Source organism: Streptomyces sp. RLA123, assembly GCF_056270165.1.
On record NZ_JBWDOR010000003.1, the window covers coordinates 5,421,709 to 5,435,828 of the forward strand.

General features: G+C 73.3%; 16 protein-coding genes. 12 read left to right on the top strand and 4 right to left on the bottom strand.

Annotation, left to right across the window (positions count from 1 at the left end; translation table 11 throughout):
- Positions 1-2 precede the first annotated feature (2 nt).
- Positions 3-659 (bottom strand): YoaK family protein, encoded by a 657-nt coding sequence (locus RV983_RS24710; RefSeq protein WP_475987914.1) that lies wholly within the window; start codon positions 657-659, stop codon positions 3-5.
- 144 nt (positions 660-803) lie between these two features.
- Here RV983_RS24710 and RV983_RS24715 point away from each other — a divergent pair, with 144 nt between their 5' ends.
- The 7 genes from RV983_RS24715 (at position 804) to RV983_RS24745 (ending at position 7,049) form a co-directional block, all read left to right on the top strand.
- On the top strand, positions 804-1,835 hold the full coding sequence (locus RV983_RS24715) for a Dyp-type peroxidase (protein ID WP_475987915.1): 1,032 nt from the start codon (positions 804-806) through the stop codon (positions 1,833-1,835).
- A complete protein-coding gene (locus RV983_RS24720; protein WP_475987916.1) occupies positions 1,832-2,638 on the top strand; it encodes a family 1 encapsulin nanocompartment shell protein in 807 nt (268 codons plus the stop codon). The genes RV983_RS24715 and RV983_RS24720 overlap by 4 nt, the downstream gene beginning before the upstream one ends.
- A gap of 28 nt (positions 2,639-2,666) precedes the next feature.
- The gene (locus RV983_RS24725) at positions 2,667-2,849 is read left to right on the top strand and encodes a hypothetical protein (protein ID WP_475987917.1); all 183 of its coding nucleotides are present in this window, start codon (positions 2,667-2,669) and stop codon (positions 2,847-2,849) included.
- Positions 2,850-2,910: 61 nt separating this feature from the next.
- Positions 2,911-3,369, top strand: a complete 459-nt coding sequence (locus RV983_RS24730; protein WP_475987918.1) for an SRPBCC family protein — start codon at positions 2,911-2,913, stop codon at positions 3,367-3,369.
- 100 nt (positions 3,370-3,469) lie between these two features.
- Complete coding sequence (locus RV983_RS24735) at positions 3,470-4,366, top strand: cupin domain-containing protein (protein WP_475987919.1); 897 nt, start codon at positions 3,470-3,472, stop codon at positions 4,364-4,366.
- A complete protein-coding gene (locus RV983_RS24740; protein ID WP_475987920.1) occupies positions 4,363-5,814 on the top strand; it encodes a beta-ketoacyl-[acyl-carrier-protein] synthase family protein in 1,452 nt (483 codons plus the stop codon). Before RV983_RS24735 ends, RV983_RS24740 begins: the two co-directional genes overlap by 4 nt.
- Positions 5,811-7,049: a beta-ketoacyl synthase N-terminal-like domain-containing protein gene (locus RV983_RS24745; RefSeq protein WP_475987921.1), complete on the top strand. Its 1,239-nt coding sequence runs from the start codon at positions 5,811-5,813 to the stop codon at positions 7,047-7,049. Before RV983_RS24740 ends, RV983_RS24745 begins: the two co-directional genes overlap by 4 nt.
- Positions 7,050-7,299: 250 nt before the next feature.
- Here RV983_RS24745 and RV983_RS24750 read toward each other — a convergent pair whose 3' ends face one another.
- On the bottom strand, positions 7,300-7,611 hold the full coding sequence (locus RV983_RS24750) for a chaplin (protein WP_475987922.1): 312 nt from the start codon (positions 7,609-7,611) through the stop codon (positions 7,300-7,302).
- Between the two features lie 170 nt (positions 7,612-7,781).
- Between RV983_RS24750 and RV983_RS24755 the strand changes: the two genes are divergently transcribed.
- Positions 7,782-9,164 (top strand): S8 family peptidase, encoded by a 1,383-nt coding sequence (locus RV983_RS24755; protein WP_475987923.1) that lies wholly within the window; start codon positions 7,782-7,784, stop codon positions 9,162-9,164.
- A gap of 78 nt (positions 9,165-9,242) precedes the next feature.
- Here the strand turns inward: RV983_RS24755 and RV983_RS24760 are convergent, their stop codons facing one another.
- Entirely contained in the window at positions 9,243-9,614 is a 372-nt protein-coding gene (locus RV983_RS24760) for a chaplin (protein ID WP_475987924.1), read from the bottom strand.
- Between the two features lie 304 nt (positions 9,615-9,918).
- On the opposite strand from RV983_RS24760, the gene RV983_RS24765 reads away from it, so the two are divergent.
- The 3 genes from RV983_RS24765 to RV983_RS24775 all read left to right on the top strand — a co-directional run bounded on the left by RV983_RS24765 (position 9,919) and on the right by RV983_RS24775 (position 12,423).
- Positions 9,919-10,695 carry an IclR family transcriptional regulator gene (locus RV983_RS24765; RefSeq protein WP_475987925.1) on the top strand — a complete coding sequence of 259 codons (777 nt, stop codon included), beginning with the start codon at positions 9,919-9,921 and terminating at the stop codon, positions 10,693-10,695.
- Positions 10,692-11,555, top strand: coding sequence for an SMP-30/gluconolactonase/LRE family protein (locus RV983_RS24770; protein WP_475987926.1), 864 nt, complete (start codon positions 10,692-10,694; stop codon positions 11,553-11,555). The genes RV983_RS24765 and RV983_RS24770 overlap by 4 nt, the downstream gene beginning before the upstream one ends.
- A 127-nt stretch (positions 11,556-11,682) precedes the next feature.
- Complete coding sequence (locus RV983_RS24775) at positions 11,683-12,423, top strand: SCO2400 family protein (protein ID WP_475987927.1); 741 nt, start codon at positions 11,683-11,685, stop codon at positions 12,421-12,423.
- Positions 12,424-12,464: 41 nt separating this feature from the next.
- Here the strand turns inward: RV983_RS24775 and RV983_RS24780 are convergent, their stop codons facing one another.
- A complete protein-coding gene (locus RV983_RS24780) occupies positions 12,465-12,890 on the bottom strand; it encodes a MarR family winged helix-turn-helix transcriptional regulator (protein WP_475987928.1) in 426 nt (141 codons plus the stop codon).
- Between the two features lie 86 nt (positions 12,891-12,976).
- Here RV983_RS24780 and RV983_RS24785 point away from each other — a divergent pair, with 86 nt between their 5' ends.
- A complete protein-coding gene (locus RV983_RS24785; protein ID WP_475987929.1) occupies positions 12,977-13,984 on the top strand; it encodes an NADP-dependent oxidoreductase in 1,008 nt (335 codons plus the stop codon).
- Positions 13,985-14,120 lie beyond the last annotated feature (136 nt).

Below are 14,120 nucleotides of genomic sequence, written 5' to 3' on the forward strand. Positions count from 1 at the left end.
CGTCAGGACTCGGCGACCGCGGCCGCCCCGGCGACCACCAGCGCGCAGCCCGCCGCCGCCGCGATCGCTGCGGCCGCGCTCACGTGGAGCACGACGAGGGCGCCGATCGCGGCCCCGGCGATCAGCGCGACGACGCTCAGCGCCTGGCGCGCGGCCAGTGTCCGGGGATGCCGCGGGGCGCCTGTGTCGCTGACCAGGGAGACCAGGGTGCGGGTCATCACGCTCGTCGTCAGACCGCTGATGCCCAGCCGCCCCGCCATCGCGTTCTGCATGCCCAGCGCGACCGCGCAGATCGCGACCAGGGCGTCGTGCGGCGCGCCCGCCGCCGACAGTGCCGCCGCCGTGCCGAGCAGTACGGTCTCGCAGCCCGCCCCGGCCCGCACCAGCGCCGTCGGCGGGTGCAGCCGGCCCACCGTCGCCCGGCAGAACAGGATGCCGGCGACGAATCCGCCCAGGGCCACCACGGAGGTGACGACGGAGAAGCCGGAGACGCCGGCCATGCCGAGGCTGACGAAGACGAGGTTGCCGGTCATGTTGGCCACGAACACATGGCCCAGGCCGATGATGCTCACCGCGTCGATCAGCCCGCTCAGTACGGTGAGAAGGAGCAGCAGTGCGGGGAGCAGACGTCCCGTCCCGGCGGCCGCTCCACCGCTCATGTCCGCCGCCCTTCGCCGATGTCGTGCCCCTTCCCGGTCAGGATGCACCGTGCAAGCGGTGGGAGCAGACTGGTGCGTGGCCGATCAGGGGTACGGGTCCGGAGCGGACCGAACCGGACCGGGCCGGACCGAAGGAGCGTGGTGATGGCGGAACCCTCCCCGGAGGCGCTGTCGCAGCCGGTGCTCAGCCCTCTGACGACCTCCGCCATCTTTCTTGTCGCCACCGTCGACGACGGGGGTGAGGACACCGTCCGCGATCTGCTGGAGGACCTCTCGGGCCTCCGGCGCTCGATCGGCTTCGGCTCGCCGGGCGGCAGGCTCAGTGTCGTGGCGGGCATCGGTTCACAGGTCTGGGGCCGCCTCTTCGACGGGCCTCGGCCGGCCGGCCTGCACCCCTTCGAGGAGCTGACCGGGCCTCTCCACCGCGCCCCCGCCACCCCCGGTGACCTGCTCTTCCACATCCGGGCGACCCGGCAGGACCTGTGCTTCGGGCTGGCAGTGCAGATCATGGAGCGCCTGCGCGGCTCCGTGACGGTCCGCGACGAGGTGCACGGCTTCACCTACCTCGACGTCCGTGATCTGCTCGGCTTCGTCGACGGCACCGAGAACCCGGTCGGCGTGGAGGCGACCGCGGCCGTCCTGATCGGCGACGAGGAGCCCGGCTTCGCCGGCGGCAGCTATGTGGTCGTGCAGAAGTACCTGCACGACATGGACGCCTGGAACGCCCTCACGGTCGAGCAGCAGGAGCTGGTCATCGGCCGGAGCAAGATGGGCAACATCGAGATGGACGACGACGCCAAGCCCGCCGACTCCCACGTCGCCCGCACCACGGTCGTCGACCCGGACGGCACCGAGCGGCAGATCCTCCGCGACAACATGCCCTTCGGGGCCGTCGGGAGCGGCGAGTTCGGGACGTACTTCATCGGCTACGCGCGGACCCCGGAGGTCACCGAGACGATGCTGCGCAGGATGTTCCTCGGCGACGACGAGGCGTCCCACGACCGCATCCTGGACTTCTCCACCGCCGTGACCGGCACCCTCTTCTTCGCCCCGCCCGCCGCCTTCCTCGACGACCTGCCCGGCCCGCCCGCACCGGCGGGCACCGCGGTGCCCGCGGCCGTACCGGCCCCGCAGTCGCTGGGGATCGGGGACCTCAGGAAGACCGTCACGCCATGAACAACCTGCACCGAGAGCTCGCCCCGATCTCCGACGCGGCCTGGGCGGACCTGGAGGACGAGGCGCGGCGCACCTTCGAGCGCCATGTCGCGGGCCGCCGGATCGTGGACGTCCCCGAGGCGGCGGGCCCCGAACTGGCAGCGGTGACGACCGGTCACCTGGACGATGTGGAACCGCCCGCGCCGGACGTCCTCGCGCACACGCGCCGCTCGCAGCCGGTCGTCGAGCTGCGCGTGCCCTTCACGGTGAACCGCCGTCAGGTGGACGACGTGGAGCGCGGCGCCAAGGACGCCGACTGGCAGCCGGTCAAGGACGCCGCCCGGCGGCTGGCCTTCACCGAGGACCGGGCGATCTTCGAGGGCTACGCGGCCGCCGGTATCGACGGTATCCGCGCGAGCGCGTCGAACCCGCCGCTCACCTTGCCGGTCGACGTGCGCGACTACCCCAACGCCGTCAGCCAGGCCGTCTCCGCGCTCCGCCTCGCCGGTGTCGGCGGCCCTTACACGCTCGCACTCAGCGCGGAGGCGTACACCGCCGTCAACGAGACGTCCCACTACGGTTATCCCGTCCAGACCCATCTGGCCCGCGTCCTGGACGGCGAGATCGTCTGGGCCCCCGCGATCGACGGGGCCTTCCTGCTCTCGACGCGCGGCGGCGACTTCGAGCTGCGCATCGGCTCGGACGTCTCCATCGGCTACCTGTCGCACGACGACACGAGCGTACGGCTGTACTTCCAGGAGACGCTGGCCTTCCTGGTGCACACCGCCGAGGCCGCGGTCGCGCTCGCCCCGGCCACCGCGTAGCCCGGCGCGTTCCGGGTATCGGACCGATATGACCGGAAAGCACAGGAAAGCGTCGCTCTGGCCGCACCGCCACCCCGAGCGCCACGAGGAGCACACCCGTCACGCGGCCACCCGCGAGGGCCCGCCCCTGGACACGGGCCCCGGCGGACCGCCGCCCCTCGTCCCCGGCACGCATGTCGACGGCAGCCAGGCACCGCACCACCGGGCCTGAAACGACCCCCTTCTGAGAGGATCGCGCGTGCCGACGCGCCGCGCGTCCAAGGGGGTTGAAGGTGCCGTCCACCGAACTGACGCATGTCTTCCGGATCGCCGCGCCGCCGCGGGAGGTTTACGACCACCTGGCGGAGCCGGAGCATTACATCGGCCTGTCACCGCTGGTGGTCGCCGTCCGCGACGTGCGCCGCGCCGACGACGGCACGGTGCGCTACACCGCCGTCGAGCGCTTTCGCTTCCTCGGCCTGCGCCACGACAACGCCATCGAGGTCACGCTCAGCGCCGACCCGGCGGGCCTGCCGGACGCCGCCGCGGTCAGCGGCGAGGTACGCAGCCCCGGCCGGGTCCGCATGGACTACCGCTTCGCCATCGCGGCCGACGCCTCGGGCAGCGTCGTCACCGACGTGCTGCGTCTGCGCACCCCTCCCGGCCTGCTGCGCTTCGCCGCATCCCAGGCGGGCGCCGTGCAGGCGTCGCGGGCCGCGGTACTGGGCGAACGCCTGGCGCGGCGCGGCTGACGGCCGTACGGGTGGACCGGGCCGGGAGCGCGTGACACGTTCCGTCACTGGGGGGACCGTTTGTGTGATCATTCGCCGTCCTTCTGGAGGAATCCCCACGATGAGCGCGCACACGGAGAACGAGATCGTCATCGACGCGCCGCTGCAGTACGTCTGGCTGCGCACAAACGACGTCGCCGCCTGGCCCTCGCTCTTCAGCGAGTACGCGTCGGCCGATGTCATCGCGCAGGACGGCGACACCGTGCGCTTCCGGCTCACGATGCACCCGGACGAGAAGGGCCGCGTCTGGTCGTGGGTCTCGGAGCGCACCGCGGACCCGGTGACGCGCACCGTGCGGGCGCGGCGGGTGGAGACCGGCCCGTTCGAGTTCATGAACATCTTCTGGCAGTACGAGGAACTGGGCCCGGAGAGCACTCGGTTGCGCTGGGTGCAGGACTTCCGGATGAAGGCGGACGCGCCCGTCGACGACGAGGGCATGCGGCAGCGCATCAACGGCAACTCCAAGGTGCAGATGCAGCTCATCAAGGAGCGCCTGGAGGCCCGCCGCACCCGGCCGGTCGGCACCTTGGACGTACCGGCAGACACCCGCCGCGGCGGGGACATCCGCACCCTGCTCGCGACCGGTTCCGTCGGGACGACGGACGGCTTCTGCGGCATGGTGACGGTCGGCCCCGGCGAGGCGGTGGCCGAGCACTACCACCCCTACTCGCAGGAGTACCTGGTCGTCGTGGAGGGCGAGTTGCGGGTCGACCTCGACGGCGTGCCGCGCAGCGTCGCGGCCAACGAGGCGCTGCTCATCCCGCGCGAGGTGCGGCACCGCGTGGTGAACACCTCCGGCACGGTGGGACGCGCGGTGTTCTTCCTGAGCCCGCTGGCGCCCCGCCCCGACCTCGGCCATGTGAACACCGAGAGCCGGGAGGACGCGGCCGCGGTGGCGCAGGCTGCCACCGAGGCGGGCGGTCCGTCGGCGCCGGGCCGCGAACTGGTCGACCGGTGACCGGACGCCCGGCCGCGCGCCGCGTCGTGGTCACCGGCGTCGGCGCCGTCGCACCCGGCGGCGCCGGGCGGGAGGCGTTCTGGCAGCGGATCGTCGGGGGGCAGCCGGCGGTCCGCCGGATCAGCCGCTTCGACGCCTCCGGCTACCGTTCGCAGATCGCCGCCGAAGCCGACTTCGACCCGGTGGCGGCCGGGCTCACCCCGCAGGAGGTGCGCCGCAACGCCCGCTACGCGCAGTTCGCCCTGGTGGCCGCCGCGGAGGCGCTCGCCGACAGCGGGATCACGCCGGAGCACGAGGACACCGACCGGATCGGGGTCTGCCTCGGCACCGCCGCGGGCGCGACCGCCACCCTGGAGGAAGAGTACGCCGTCGCCAGCGACGGCGGCCGCGACTGGGAGGTGCACGCCGAGTACGGCGTGCCCTTCCTCCACCGGGCGATGCACCCCTCCTCCGCGGCGGCCGAACTGTCCCTGCGGTACGGGCTGCACGGCCCCTCCGTCGTGGTCTCCACCGGCTGCACCTCGGGCATCGACGCGATCGGCCACGCGTTCCAGACGCTGCGCGACGGCGAGGCCGACGTGGTGCTCGCGGGCGCCGGCGACGCGCCCATCTCGCCGGTCACGGTGGCCTGCTTCGACGCGGTCCGCGCCACGACCGACTTCGACGGCGACCCCGAGCGGGCATCCACCGCCTTCGACGCGCGCCGCAGCGGTTTCGTCCTCGGCGAGGGCGGCGCCGTGCTCGTCCTGGAGGAGTTGGAGCGTGCCGTCGCCCGCGGCGCCGCCGTCTACTGCGAGGTGCGGGGCTACGACAACCGGGCCAACGCCTACCACATGACCGGGCTGCGTCCCGACGGCTACGAGCTGAGCGAGGCCATCATCACCGCCATGTCCGAGGCCGGTATCTCCCCCGAGGAACTGGACTACATCAGCGCCCACGGCTCCGGCACCGCGCAGAACGACCGCCACGAGACCGCCGCCTACAAGCGGGCCCTCGGCGACCACGCGCGGAAGGTGGCGATCAGCTCCATCAAGTCGGTCATCGGCCACTCCCTCGGCGCGATCGGCGCCCTGGAGACGGCCGCCTGTGCCCTGGCCATCAGCCGCGGCAAGATCCCGCCGACGGCGAACCTGGTCCACCCCGACCCGCTCTGCGACCTGGACTACACCCCCGTCTTCGCCCGCGAACAGCGGGTGCGGCACGCACTCTCGGTCGGCAGCGGCTTCGGCGGCTTCCAGTCGGCGATGGTCTTCTCCGCCCTGGACGCGGACTCGGACGAGGACCGGCGCGCCACGGGCGCGCGCGGCGCGGAGCGGGCGGAACAGGGGGAACGAGGGGAACGCGGGGAACAGGGGGAACGGGGGGAACCGGCAGAGGGAGCGGAAGGGGCGGACCGGAGAGAGCCCGGAGCACCGGGAGAACGGCGCGCGCGGGACGAGGCGGCATGACCACCCGCGCGGTCCTCAGCGGCGTCGGCGTGATCGCCCCCACCGGCATCGGCACCGGCCCGTACTGGCGGGCCGCCCTCGCCGGGCGCAACGGCCTGCGCTCACTGGGCCGGCCGGACGCCGGCCGTTCCCCGGTCGCGGTGGCCGGCGAGATCACCGGCTTCGACGCGGGGGAGTGGATCGGCGACCGGCTGCGGGCGCAGACCGACCGGTGGACCTGGTTCGCGCTGGCCGCCGCGGAGATGGCCCTGACCGACGCCGCCCTCAAGCCGGCCGACCACCCCCCGTTCCATCTGTCGGTGGTCACCGCTGGCGGCTCGGGCGGCAACGAGTACAGGCAGCGCGAACTGCACCACCTGCTGGCCGGGCGGGCCGGCAGGACGGGCACCCGTCAGCCGGCGGCGTCCTTCTACGCGGCCAGCACCGGGCAGATCTCCATCCGGCACGGGTTCACCGGCGGCTGCGGGGTCGTCGCCTCGGACGGGGCGGGCGGGCTCGACGCGCTCAAGCAGGCGTGGCGGCTGCTGCGCCGCGGCAGCAAGGCGGTGCTCGTCGGCGGTACCGAGGCGCCGCTGTCCCCGTACGCGCTGGCCTGCCAGGCGACCCTGCCGACCGTGCACCGGGGCGCCGACCCCGAGCGCGCCTATCTGCCGTTCAGCCCGGACGCCTCCGGTTTCGTGCCCGGCGAGGGCGGCGCGCTGATGGTGCTGGAGGAGAAGGCGTACGCCGCGGAACGCGGCCGGCTCGCCTATGCCGAGCTGCTGGGGCACGCCGCTACGCACGACGCGTACCACCACACCCTGCCCGCCCCCGACGGCGAGCAGCTGGCGCGGGCGATGACCACCGCCCTGGAGCAGGCCGGCCGTGAGCCGCAGGACGTGGACGTGGTCTTCGCCGACGGCGCGGGCGACCTGGAAGGCGACGCCGCCGAGGCCGCCGCCCTGCGCCTGGTCTTCGGCGACCGGCTGGCCGCGCTGCCGGTGACCGTACCCAAGGCGGCGGTCGGCCGGCTCGTCTCCGGCGCCGGCGCGCTGGACGCCGCCACCGCCGCGCTCTCCCTGCGCACGGGCCTGGTACCGCCCACCCGCGGCGGGGACGAGCGGAGCTGCCGGGAGCGGTACGGGCTGCGCCTGGTCACCCGCTGGCACCGGCCGGAGCGGCTGCGCACGGCGCTGGTGGTGGCCCGGGGAACCGGTGGCTTCAACAGCGCGGTCGTGCTGGGGGCGCTCCAGTGACTCCCGCGGTGACCGCCCGGCACGACGACGGCCGCCCCACGCATGCGGGGCGGCCGTAGCCAGGGGATCGCCGACGTCGGTTCCGGAACGCTCCCGGGCCGCCGGGGCCACGGCGAGGGGCGCGAGGGCCGCGGCACTGCCGGTGGCGGGGACGAACGGGGTCGCGCGGAAGAGTGTCTCGTCCACCCTGGGGTGAACGCCGCGGACGTCGTGCGGACGGACGGCGGGCGCCCCGGCGAGGGCGCTGCCGTCAGGAGTTGAGGCAGACGTTCCCGGCGGTCGGGTTGACCAGCGAGAGGAGGAGGTTGACGCCGTTGCCGCACACGTTGACCGGGATGTTGACCGGGACCTGGATCACGTTGCCGCTGACCACGCCGGGGGAGCCGATGGCCGCACCGTCGGCGTGCGCGCCGCCACGGCCGTAGCCGCCGTAACCGCCACCGCCGTAGCCGCCGCCGTAACCGCCGCCGTAGCCGCCGTCGGCGAGGGCGCCGCCCGCGCTGCCGAGGACCGCGGCGCCCGCCGCGACGGTCAGGACGGCTGCCTTCGAGAAACGCTTCACGAGCTGTTCCTTTCATTGATCACTGCATGCCGACTGGTCAACGAAGCCCCGTGTCGTCGGATGCGGAGCGTCACCCGGATAGCCGTCCGGCCGGGCGGGCGGCAATATCAGCTGATAACCAGGGGTCTGGGGGGTCGTCAGATGCAGCGAACCGTCAAGGAGCCCCGCACATGCGCCTGTCCTTGCGGCGGACCTCATCCGCCGCCCTCATAGCAGCCCTGCCGGTCCTCGCCCTCGCCCTGCCCGCGACAGCCGGCACCGCCGAGCCCCGGCCCGGCCCACCCGGCGGGATACCCGGGCGGTACATCGTGACGCTGACGCCGGGCACCTCGCCCGCCACGGTGCTCGAAGGACTCCGGGTCACGCCGCTCCTCACCTACCGGCACGCCCTGACCGGCTTCGCCGCGCGGCTGACGGAGGCCCAGGCGGAGAAGGTGCGGGCCGCTCCCGGGGTGGACGAGGTGGAGCAGGACGCGATGGTGAACATACCGCTCGGCGAGGACGCCCCCGCCGACAGCGACCTCGAACCGCCCGACGCCGGCGCCTCGGACGGCGGGCCCGCGGACATCCCGGAGGAGACGGCGGACGAGCCTCCGGCGGCCCCCGGCGCGTCGGCCGCACCCGAGGGGACCGCACCGCAGGCGACAGCACCGCGGGAGACCGCGGCGCCCGCCCCGAGGCCCACGACCAAGCCGGTCCCCCTGCCGTCCACCGCCGCGCAGCGCATGGGCGGCTTCACACCCTGGGGGCTGACCCGCATCAACAACCGGGCGCTCGGTGGCAGCGGGTTCTCCGTGAAGGCGACGGGTGCCAAGGTGACGGCGTACATCGTCGACAGCGGCATCGAGTTCTCGCACCCGGACTTCGGCGGGCGCGCGGTGCCGGGTTACGACGCGATCGGCGACGGCCTGGACGGCGGGGACTGCAACGGCCACGGCACGCATGTGGCGGGCACGGTCGGCGGCAGCTACACCGGGGTGGCGCGCAAGGTGTCGCTGGTGTCGGTGCGGGTCTTCCCCTGCGTCGGGCGGACGGCGAACTCGCTGATCCTCGCGGGCATCGACTGGGTCGCAGGGCACGCCGAGCGGCCCGCCGTGGCGAACCTGTCGTTCGCCGGCCGGTGGTCCCTGGCGGTGAACCGCGCGGTGGAGGGGCTGTCCAGGACGGGGGTCTTCCCCGTGGTGGCGTCCGGCAACGACAACATCAACGCCTGCTTCGTCTCACCCGCGAGTTCCCCGGGTGCCTTCACGGTCGGCGCCATCGACCAGGAGGACCGCCGGGCCTGGTTCAGCGACTGGGGTACGTGCGTGGACATCCACGCACCCGGCACGGGCATCCTGTCGGCGTACCTCAACGGCAGCTTCCGCGACATGGACGGCACCTCGATGGCCGCCCCGCACGTCACCGGGATCGCCGCGCTGTACAAGGACACCCATGGTGACGCGTCCTTCGCGACGCTGTCCGCGTGGCTGAGCGACCACGCGATCCGCAACGTCCCGCTGGACGGAGGGTTCGGTACGGCCCGGCTCGCCGCGTTCACCAACGGCCTGTGACACGGCGGCAGCGGCGGGCGACAGCGCCGAGGCCGCCGGAGGAGTCCTCCGGCGGCCTCGGGTAAGGGGGGGACGACGTCAGCTGTTGATGCAGACGTTGCCGGCCGTCGGGTTGAGCAGCGCGATGATGCCGATGCCGTTGCCGCAGACGTTGATCGGGATGTTGATCGGCACCTGGACGACATTGCCGCTCAGGATGCCGGGCGAGCCGATGGCGGCGCCCTGCGCGTGGGCACCGCCGCCGCGGCCGAAGCCGCCGAAGCCGTTGCCGTAGCCACCGCCGTAGCCACCGCCGTGGCCGTAGCCACCGCCGTGGCCGAAGTTGCGGCCGCCGCCGCCGAAACCGCCGCCGCGGTTGTCGTTGCCACCGGCGACAGCCGCCGTGCTGGCGCCGAAAACGGTGACCCCGGCGATGATGGTCGAGATGGCGACCTTGGTGAAGCGGTTCACTTTTATTCCCTTCGGATCGGTCCGACTCCAAACGTCGTGACCGAATCAACGCCTGCTGATGTCCGGAGATGTGAACGATCACCCATATAGTCCTATGAGACAAGCACACTGGGTGATGGATCGTCAGGTGCGGCAGTCGTTCGGACGCGCCCCGGGTGTCACGTGTGCGCGATGCGCGGCCATTGCCCGGTGCGCCCCGGCGCGGATACGCTGCGTTCGCGATACCGATCGCTTTTCGGAATTTCGAACAGCCGAGAACTGCCGAGAACGGCCGTGAACGACCGCTCGGAGAGAGCGAGCAGAGATGGGACGTCTCGTACCCGCGGTGACCAGAGCGCTGGACATCCTGGAACTCTTCCTCGAGGGTGACGGCACGATGTCGGCGCCGGAGATCACCCGCAGGCTGGGGCTCCCGCGCACCACCGTGCACGAGCTGGTGACCACGCTGGCCGCGCGCAACTACCTCGTCCCGCAGTCGGGGCACACCGGCCGCTACCGGCTCGGCGTGCGCACGTACCAGCTGGGCAGCCGCTACGCGGAGCAGCTGGACCTGGCCGCGGAGGGGCAGCAGGTGGCCCGGTCCGTCGCCGAGACCTGTGACGAGACGGTGCACGTGGCGGTGCTCGAGGGCACCGACGTCATCTACATCGCCAAGGTCGACAGCACCCACGCGGTGCGGATGGTCTCCGCGGCGGGCCGGCGGCTGCCCGCCCACTGCACCTCGGTCGGCAAGATGCTGCTCGCCGCGCTGCCCGCGGCCGCGATCGACGACCGCTTCCCCGACGACCGCCCGCTGACGGCGATGACCCCGCACAGCGTCACCTCGCCGCACGAACTCCGGCGCCAGCTCGACCTGGTGCGCGAGCGCGGCGTCGCCGTCGAGCAGCGCGAGTCCAACCCCGACGTCTCCTGCGTGGCCGCCCCGGTGCGGGACTCCGCGGGGCACGTGGTGGCGGCGCTCAGCATCTCCGTGCCGATGGTCCGGTGGAGCGAGGAGCGCCGCACGGAGCTGGAGGGGCTGGCGGCCAAGGGCGCCGCCGAGCTCTCCGAACGCCTCGGCCACCGCGGCGGCCTGCGGTGAACGGGGTCGAACTCGCCCTGCCCGCACGGGCGTCGCTCGGCGAGGGCCCCACCTGGGACCCGGCAGGCGCCCGGCTCGTCTGGGTGGACATCCTCGCCTCCCGCGTGCACTGGTACGACCCGCTGGGCGGCCGCACCTCGGTCATGGCGACCGGGCAGCACGTCGGCGCCGCCAAACCGCGCGCGGGCGGCGGCATCGTGGTCAACCTCCGTGACGGCGTCGGGGTGTACGACGCCGACGGCGCCTTCCGCTGGCTGCACCGCGAGCCCGTCCCCGGGCGGCGGGGCAACGACGCCGCGGTCGACGCGTCCGGCGCCCTGTGGGCCGGCACCATGCGCTACGACGAGGCGGCCGGCGGCGGGTCACTGCGCCGGGTGGCCCCGGACGGCACGGTCGAACCGGTCCTGGACGACGTGGCCGTCAGCAACGGGACCGACTGGAGCCCCGACGGCTCGCTCATGTACTACGTCGACAGCCCCACCCGCCGGATCGACGTCTTCGACGTGGACCGCGAGACCGGACTGGTCCGCAAGCGGCGCCCGTTCGCGATGGTCGAGGAGGGTGCCGGCTTCCCCGACGGGCTCACCGTGGACGCCGACGGCTGTGTGTGGGTGGCGCTGTGGGACGGGGCCGCGGTGCGCCGCTACACCCCGCGCGGCGCCCTGGACCGGGTGGTCGAGGTGCCCGTGCGGCGCCCGACGGCCTGCGCCTTCGGCGGTCCGCACCTCACCGACCTCTACATCACCTCGGCCCGGACCGGCCTGGGGGAGCGGGAGTTGTCCGCCCGGCCGCTGGCGGGGGCGCTGCTGGTGCTGCCCGGAGCCGGGCAGGGCATGCCCGAAGTGCCGTATGCGGGCTGATTGGGGAGGTATTCGGGGCTGATCGGGTTCCTAAACCCGCATGTCCCGGCTTTCACAGAGGTTTCACTCGTTCGACGAACGGCTCATATGTACGTCGTACCTTTGCCTCACATACGCTGCCCGGACGATGGACTACTGCGCAGCCTGCCGACGGCACATCAACGGCGCCCTGTCATGCCCGGGGTGCGGAACGCCCGCTCACCAACTCGGTGAGAAGGGTTCCGGCGACGTCTCCGCGTCGCAGGGCGCGTCCGCGGACACCGAGGCCATGGAGAGCGTCTCGCCGGGCAGGGCCGAGCGCCGCCGCGCGGCAGCCCGCAAGGGTGGTGACGCGGCCACGCGCCGCTCCGGCAGCCGCAGCCGCACGCGCAGCATCCGTACCCGGCGCAAGTCCCGTCTGCTCGTGGGCACCCTGGTCGGCGCCGCGATCGTGCTGGTCGGCTGGAGTGTCGCCGAACTGCCGCTGGCCGGCTACGTCACCGGTGACCGGACCCAGTCCGCCGGCTCCGACGAGGTGCCCAGCCCGAGCGCCTCACCGGGCGCGACGACCTCGGCGCACGCCTCCTCGGTGGCGAGCGTCACCGCCAAGCCGGCGTCCGACGCCTCCTCGGCCTCGGCCTCGGCCTCGGCTTCGTCCTCGGCCGGCGACTCGACGTCGCCGAGCCCTACGGCGAGTGGCAAGCATTCGGCCACCGCGACCGCTTCCGGTGCGGTGAGCCAGGCCCCGGCCACCTCCGGCCCGCCGACCGCCCCCGGCGGTGACGGCGGTTCGGGTGCCTCCAGTCCGGCCTCGGACCCGACCACCGCGCCGCCGCCACCCCCGCCGCCGTCGCCCACGTGCACGCGTTTCCTGTGGTGGTGCAGCTGACGGGTCGCCGCCCGTCGTCCCGGGCGGCCGGCTCCGGCCGGTCAGTCCCGCCCGACCATCCGCTGGAGCAGGTCGCGCAGCGTCGCCCGCTCGTCCGCCGAGAGCGCGGCCAGCGGTTCCCGCGCGAAGTCCAGTGAGCCGCGCAGCCGTCCGGCGGTGACCTCGCCCGCGTCGGTGGGGGCCGCGAGCTTGACCCGCCGGTCGGCCGGGTCCGCGCGCCGCTCCACCAGGCCCTGCGCCTCCAGGCGGTCCACGATGCCGGTCACGTTCGACGGCTCGCACTTCAGCCGTGCCGCTATGCCGCGCATCGGCAGCGGCTCGCGGGCGAGCAGCGTCAGCACGCGGGCCTGGGCGCCGGTCAGCCGGTGGGCCGCGGCGGCTTCCTCGTACTCCTCGTGATAGCGCGCCACGACGGTGGCGATGAGGTCGACGACCTCCACAGTCAGCGGATCGGTGCGGCGTGGCATGGTCCCAGGCTACCTGTTGCTTGACATCATCAAAGATTCAGGTCCATGGTTGATTGAGAACCTAAAGCTTTTGGAGGCGTTTCCCCATGCCGCAGAGTCGTGAATGGCACCTGGTCTCCCGCCCGCACGGGTGGCCGAAGCCGGAGGACTTCGCGCTGCGCGAGACCGAGGTCGGTGAGCCCGGCCCCGGGCAGGTCCTGGTCCGCAACCTGTACGTGTCCGTCGACCCCTACATGCGCGGCCGGATGAACGACGCCAAGTCGTACGCGGAGCCGTACCGGCTGGACAAGCCGATGCAGGGCGCCGCGGTCGGCAGGATCGTCGCCTCCGACGCCGAGGGCTTCGCCGTCGGCGACCATGTGCTGCACTTCCTCGGCTGGCGTGAGTACGCCCTGGTCGACGTCAAGTCCGCGGTCAAGGTCGACCCGGACCTCGCGCCGCTGAGCACCTACCTCGGTGTTCTCGGCATGACCGGCCTCACCGCGTACGCGGGACTGCTGCGGGTCGCGGAGCTCAAGGAGGGGGACGTCGTCTTCGTCTCCGGCGCGGCCGGCGCGGTCGGCAGCCAGGTGGGCCAGATCGCCAGGCTCAAGGGCGCCTCGCGGGTCATCGGCAGCGCCGGCTCGGACGAGAAGGTCAAGCTCCTCACCGAGGAGTACGGCTTCGACGCGGCCTTCAACTACAAGAACGGCCCGGTGGCCGAGCAATTGGCCGCCGCCGCCCCCGACGGCATCGACGTCTACTTCGACAACGTCGGCGGTGAGCACCTGGAGGCCGCCATCGGCGCCCTCAACCTGCGCGGACGCGTGGCCGTCTGCGGCATGATCGCGATCTACAACGCCACCGAGCCCGCCCCCGGCCCGCGCAACCTGGCCCGCCTCATCCAGAACCGGCTGCGCATCGAGGGCTTCCTCGTCGGCGACCACTACGACCTGCAGCCGCAGTTCGTCCAGGAGGTCGGCGGCTGGATCCGCGAGGGCAGGCTGCGCTACCGCGAGACCGTCATGGACGGCATCGAGAACAACCTGGAGGCCTTCCTCGGCGTCCTGCGCGGCGACAACACCGGCAAGATGCTGGTCCGCCTGCCCGAGTAGGCGCGGCCCCGGCCGCTGTTCAGGGGCGCGCTCCCGCGGGGGCGCGCCCCTGACCCGTGCCCGGCCCGGCCGTGTCCGGTCCGAGCGACAGCGCGGTGAACACCCGCTTCCAGGTGCCGTGGACGAAACGGCCGAG

Coding starts and splice junctions, on each gene's coding strand:
- RV983_RS24715 (WP_475987915.1), top strand. CDS start 804: ATGGCGGAACCCTCCCCGGAGGCGCTGTCGCAGCCGGTGCTCAGCCCT.
- RV983_RS24765 (WP_475987925.1), top strand. CDS start 9,919: ATGGGACGTCTCGTACCCGCGGTGACCAGAGCGCTGGACATCCTGGAA.
- RV983_RS24780 (WP_475987928.1), bottom strand. CDS start 12,890: ATGCCACGCCGCACCGATCCGCTGACTGTGGAGGTCGTCGACCTCATC.
- RV983_RS24725 (WP_475987917.1), top strand. CDS start 2,667: ATGACCGGAAAGCACAGGAAAGCGTCGCTCTGGCCGCACCGCCACCCC.
- RV983_RS24775 (WP_475987927.1), top strand. CDS start 11,683: ATGGACTACTGCGCAGCCTGCCGACGGCACATCAACGGCGCCCTGTCA.
- RV983_RS24710 (WP_475987914.1), bottom strand. CDS start 659: ATGAGCGGTGGAGCGGCCGCCGGGACGGGACGTCTGCTCCCCGCACTG.
- RV983_RS24785 (WP_475987929.1), top strand. CDS start 12,977: ATGCCGCAGAGTCGTGAATGGCACCTGGTCTCCCGCCCGCACGGGTGG.
- RV983_RS24745 (WP_475987921.1), top strand. CDS start 5,811: ATGACCACCCGCGCGGTCCTCAGCGGCGTCGGCGTGATCGCCCCCACC.
- RV983_RS24720 (WP_475987916.1), top strand. CDS start 1,832: ATGAACAACCTGCACCGAGAGCTCGCCCCGATCTCCGACGCGGCCTGG.
- RV983_RS24735 (WP_475987919.1), top strand. CDS start 3,470: ATGAGCGCGCACACGGAGAACGAGATCGTCATCGACGCGCCGCTGCAG.
- RV983_RS24755 (WP_475987923.1), top strand. CDS start 7,782: ATGCGCCTGTCCTTGCGGCGGACCTCATCCGCCGCCCTCATAGCAGCC.